The organism is Anoxybacillus tepidamans PS2, assembly GCF_000620165.1.
Taxonomy (GTDB): Bacteria; Bacillota; Bacilli; order Bacillales; family Anoxybacillaceae; genus Anoxybacteroides; species Anoxybacteroides tepidamans_A.
Genome location: NZ_JHVN01000041.1, coordinates 1 through 5,096, shown reverse-complemented (window position 1 = coordinate 5,096; position 5,096 = coordinate 1). Strand labels below are relative to the sequence as shown.

The window sequence follows — 5,096 nt, the reverse complement described above, 5'->3', positions numbered from 1 at the left end:
AACGCTGTAGGACTCGTACTAATTTTCGCAAGGAATCAATAGCAAAATAGGTTTTCAAAAAGAAACATTTCAACAACGATTTTTTCGACACTGGTGGCCTTCCTGTCACATACGGTGTTTCTGGTAACGACAGAGAGTCAATATATCGAAATAAGGATGCTAAAAGTGGATCGATTTCATAAGACCATGCATGTTCGCTGTTCAAATTGGAAATCATGATAGTGTCCACCCCTTGGAGAGTTGTTTTTTTGGTCACTGTATATGATTTCCAAGGTGGTGGATTTTTTATGTGCATTTATGCATTCGTTATGCGTTTTGCAACACGTTCATATCTAGTTCAATGGTTTCTAATTCTCTAAATACTCGATTTAGACATAACCAGCATGAACTCTGAGGCCAATGTTTCGGCTAGCTTTGGACACAAAACATGAAAAACAAAAACCCTGAAAGGCATAAAGCCAATCAAGGTTTTACACATACTTGACAACGAAAATACTACAAAAGGCACTAGAAAGAAAAAATATGTTTTCTAAGACACGTTAGCTCTATACTTGGACATGATTAAGTCCAATCCCTCAGCTTAATAGCTCTGTGCAACTCCAATAATTTTGTTGCAATGTATGCACTTAAACACAAAAACTGCGGTGTAATTACCGATATCATTCCAAAAAACATCGATATCATCAATCCTACTTTTAGTTAAATCATCTAATATAGACACGATGTAATCTTTTCCGTTCCCGTTTTGCGAGGCGTTATTAAAATCCTCTTGTTTCCACTCACCAACATACCGCATAAAATCCCCATCGCATACAGGCCAATCATTATATTGAATCCACGGTACTGGTGGATTTTTTTCTAACTCACTAATAATAGACTCGAACAATTCGTTTAGTTCCTCGCTACTTTTTTCCGTAAAAGTATTTTTCAAATGTGTATACAACCTATCTTTAAGATATTGGGGAATTTGTACCGTGGTTTCTCCCTTTACTAAGCAACCTAGACAAACAGACGTAATTTCATCTCCTCTATCAAAATACTCCCCTTCTAAGCAATTCTCTTCTGTTCCGCAAAATTGACAGTTCTCTTCTGTAAACTCCGCATTGGCTTCTGGATTCATGAAGTACTTGAATTTGTACTTGTTAACGTTCATATCCTCCCACCTCATTTATCAAATCTTCCTCTATCCCATTCGGACTCCCAATACTTTCTAACGTCCTTTCTAAACTGCTTCCTGTCAATGCCAGATTTCTCATTATAACTTGGATGGTTCTTTTTATAGTTTTCGCCAAATCGATGATCTGAGGCATGCATTTCATGAAAAGGGCCATTAGGATTTTGCCCCTCGTGGTGTATCTCTATTGGTCGATTGTCTTTTTTGCTAATAGGTGCATTTCCACGTTTGTTAGGTACAAAAATTTCATTGTTAGGAATTCTGGTTTTCATGTTATCAGAAATAATATTACCTGTACCCTATGTAGTAATCTTAAAAGCTATTATAAAAAAAGACCACCTATTAAATTACCTTTCGCTCTGTTATATTCGGCAATTGATAAGCCGTTTTATGCTTCATCATGCCATAAATAATATTTACCAGCCTTCTCATGATACAAACCAACGCTTGTCCTTTTGTTTTGCCTTCCTTTCGCTTGCATTGGTAGTATTCATAAAATATAGGATTTATTGAATTTTTACTTTCTTTTGCCACTTGTATTTGTTGTATCGCTAATTGATAAAATAACGCAGTAACGTTCGATTGCCTTGTTTGCTTTTGTGGTCTTTTCCTTTTCCTCCAGAGCCAAAATGCACAGGCGCAATTCCCGCATAACGAGCAAGTTTATTGGCATTTGGAAAACGCTGAATATCTCCAATCTCGGCAACCAAGGCGGATGCTGTCACTACATCAATCCCCGGCATTGTCTCCGGTTGGTAATCGAGTAATTTCATTAATTTTCTTAGTTCTCCTTCGACCAATGCCATTTCCTGCTTTTTAAAGCGCAAATCTCTCACCATGCTTTGCACGAGGAAATCCCTTGTTTCTTGGTATTGTTTGGTGGTCGTTCCATCTGTTTTCACAAGTTCTAGTATTTCTTTTGCTTTCTTTCTTGAACAAGTGTTGTGGCTAACAGCTTGTAAAAAAGCAGTAAGCTCATCTATCCTTACTTCCTCTAAACACGATGGTGACGGATATCTTTCCCCAAATGCTAATGCTGTTTTTCCGTCTACTTCCGCAAAAAATTTCTTATAGCTGGGGTAATGATGGCTTAATTGTACATGAAGCTGGTTTTTCAGCGCCCCTTGGGCTTTCACAAGGGCGTTTCTTCTTGTGACTAGCTGTTTAATAGACCAATATACATCCTTTGGCTCTGCATCCGGCAAAAAATCTAGTTTGTTTACAAGAACTCTCGCTACACATTCCGCATCCCAGCTATCGCTTTTTTGCATCGTAGGATAACTATTACGTTCGGCATAAGACAAAGCGGGATTCACTTCTTTTACCATTTGCCCACGATCAACTAAAAACGTTGCCAATGCTCGTCCGTATCCACCAACGTCCTCTAAACTGAAGACCAGTGTCATATTCTCAGGTACTAATTGACGAACCTTGATGAAAAAATCCGTAAAAGCCGCGGGCTTATTTTCACCTAATCTTTCATGCCAACAGTTGATGATAACTGCCGTATGATGGTGTCTATGTAAATCAATCCCCACGTAAATATGCCGTTGTTTGTGATGCATACATCCTCCCCCAATCCATTGAGTTTGATGATGACTCCCATGGCGGCAACCTTAGTTCGAGCGTTCACCATTTTAGATGCGCATTGGTACAAAAGCCTGTCCATGGATGTATCATCTATACGGATATATAAGAAATTTCACGTATTTTTTAAGTGACCGCTTTAAAGAATGGCTTGGTGTTTCCCTTTCGACTGTATGCTTCCATAGGTATATATCCCTTTATAAAAGTCCTTTCGGTCTAAAATCCGTTTCACTTGTACTTTGGTAAAGGGCTTACCTTGTGTCGTCAAATGCCCTTCCTTGTTTAACACATCAGCAATTCGAGTAAAAGACCATGTAGGATGTTGCTCTCTTAACTCAAACACTCGTTGTACGGCTTTGGCTTTATTCTCGTCGACTCTTAACTCTTTTTCTCCCCTTAACTTCCTATAACCAAAAGTCGCTCTTCCTCCGGCATATCCTCCTTCTTTTGCTTTTTTATACCGACCTTTCTTTAGTTTTAAAGCAATTTCCAATCGCTGATATTGGTCTAATAACTCCATTAGTCCATTGACTAATACATCACTTGGGTCTTTTTTGTAGATACTGTAATTTGGCTGTTCAATACTTTTAATATCCACCCCATACTTCTGTAACTCTCGATGAATCAACACTCTCACCATGTCAGAGCGCCACAACCGACTTGTGTTTAACACCACGACATACTTAATTTGGAGAGAAGAAAGGTGGGCTAACATCTCTTGTAAGCCCACCCTGTCCACTTCCAACGCTTCTTCATTAATTTTTGCCCCGCTGATTCCTTCATCTCTAAATATATGTATCAAATTCCAACCATGTTTTTCGCAATATGCTTGTATTTCCTCCTCTTGGTATTTCAAGCTATATCCATCTTTTGCTTGCCCCTGTGTCGAGACTCGTATATACCCGACAACATTCAATGTTACATCCCCTCGTTACGAAAATTACAATTTATGTAACGTTTGTTAACAATGACGAGTATTATACGACCGTCTCTAGTGAAACTACAATACAATAATAATTTGACAGTTTATTATTGTCACAACCAGTTAAAAGCTCACCCCCACTTTCTCGCCACGAGAATGCGTTCTCACGTGTTTTAAAGTGTACTCGAAGGGTATTAATGGTTTAGTCGCTTTACCATGCATATCTGCCAAACTCCATGTAGGTAGAACCATCATGGGCTCTGAAGTTAATATTGGTTAACTATAACTAATAAAAAACCCCGAAAGGCTTATAGCCAATCGAGGTAATATAGGTTACAGCTCACGTTTAACTAAATCTAATAAGAAAACCCCGAAATCATTTGCAATTATTTCATACTTTTGTTTGTCTAAGTCAACTCCTGGAAAAAATGAAACAACCTTAGGTTCATTATTATCAATCTTGTTAAAGTCTAAACAAAAAACTTCATCACTTCCTGTATCGTAAATGATTAATAAATTACTTGGCAAATTACCCTCTCTTCTCTCTGTTAAAGTATACCATATTGCATCTGGAACTGAAGAATTTTCAAAATCGCTACTAATTATCCCAAAAATCTCTTGAGAACCAAAGTTACCCGCACCAAAAGACAACAGAAAATCCAAATATGAACCTGTGAACTTTAACCCAAGTTTTTCTTCTGCTTGAATAATTAATTCTCTTGAGCGGGGACCCACAAAATCACTTAGTTCTGCATTAGACAAAATAATTTTTTTAGCTTGATTATATGCTTCCATACTCATATTTTTCCCTCCTCGAACTATTTAAAATCACTAACTCTATGTTTCCAATAATCTTTGCGCCATTTATCAAATTCATTCCTGTTAATCCCACTAGGGATAGTATTAGGATTAATGTGGATTATCTTACTATTTTCTTTGTGAAATGTTTGTGTAACCTCAGCAATAGAACTTTCATTTCTTTGTGTCATGTGATGGAGATTTATAGGCTTTCCATCTGAACCTAACGGTGCTAACCCCTTTTCCATTCTTTCAAGATTAGTTCTACCACGCGCATCTTTCATATGTGGGTCTATAATATCATCTCTCTGATAAACTTTCACGTTCTTATATACGGTTGTCTTATTCCAATATTGATAACCATTATCCGTACCCTTAGCAAGCTTCTCAGCTTCGTCCGTCCCCTTAACCGCTTTCCCCGAAACCCCTTCGCCCCGGCTCATTCGCTGGTACAGTTCTTTCGCGTGTTGGACGAAGTGGGAGCTTCCTGTTGTCGCTAAAGTGGCTCCATGAGTGGCTCCGGCAACAGCGATGGCAGTGGCTGGGGCTCCGACCGCCGCTCCTACTCCCGTGCTGCTAAGGGCGATGCCGCCTGCTTCTAAAGCGGTGAACCCG

General features: G+C 38.7%; 5 protein-coding genes and 2 pseudogenes. All 7 read right to left on the bottom strand.

The window, feature by feature from the left end:
- A pseudogene (locus N667_RS20275) lies at nt 1–217 on the bottom strand (ISNCY family transposase); the annotation flags it as partial.
- A 363-nt stretch (nt 218–580) separates the two neighbouring features.
- Complete coding sequence (locus N667_RS19205) at nt 581–1,153, bottom strand: CbrC family protein (protein ID WP_051530095.1); 573 nt, start codon at nt 1,151–1,153, stop codon at nt 581–583.
- An 11-nt stretch (nt 1,154–1,164) separates the two neighbouring features.
- Nucleotides 1,165–1,446, bottom strand: coding sequence for an HNH/ENDO VII family nuclease (locus N667_RS20440; protein WP_027410659.1), 282 nt, complete (start codon nt 1,444–1,446; stop codon nt 1,165–1,167).
- A gap of 70 nt (nt 1,447–1,516) precedes the next feature.
- Nucleotides 1,517–2,739, bottom strand: a pseudogene (locus tag N667_RS18965) (IS110 family transposase).
- A 161-nt stretch (nt 2,740–2,900) separates the two neighbouring features.
- A complete protein-coding gene (locus N667_RS0117270) occupies nt 2,901–3,677 on the bottom strand; it encodes a recombinase family protein (protein WP_027410658.1) in 777 nt (258 codons plus the stop codon).
- Nucleotides 3,678–4,016: 339 nt separating this feature from the next.
- Nucleotides 4,017–4,484, bottom strand: coding sequence for an SMI1/KNR4 family protein (locus tag N667_RS0117265; RefSeq protein WP_027410657.1), 468 nt, complete (start codon nt 4,482–4,484; stop codon nt 4,017–4,019).
- Nucleotides 4,485–4,501: 17 nt separating this feature from the next.
- Entirely contained in the window at nt 4,502–4,924 is a 423-nt protein-coding gene (locus tag N667_RS19200; protein ID WP_084279305.1) for an HNH/ENDO VII family nuclease, read from the bottom strand.
- Between the last annotated feature and the right edge of the window lie 172 nt (nt 4,925–5,096).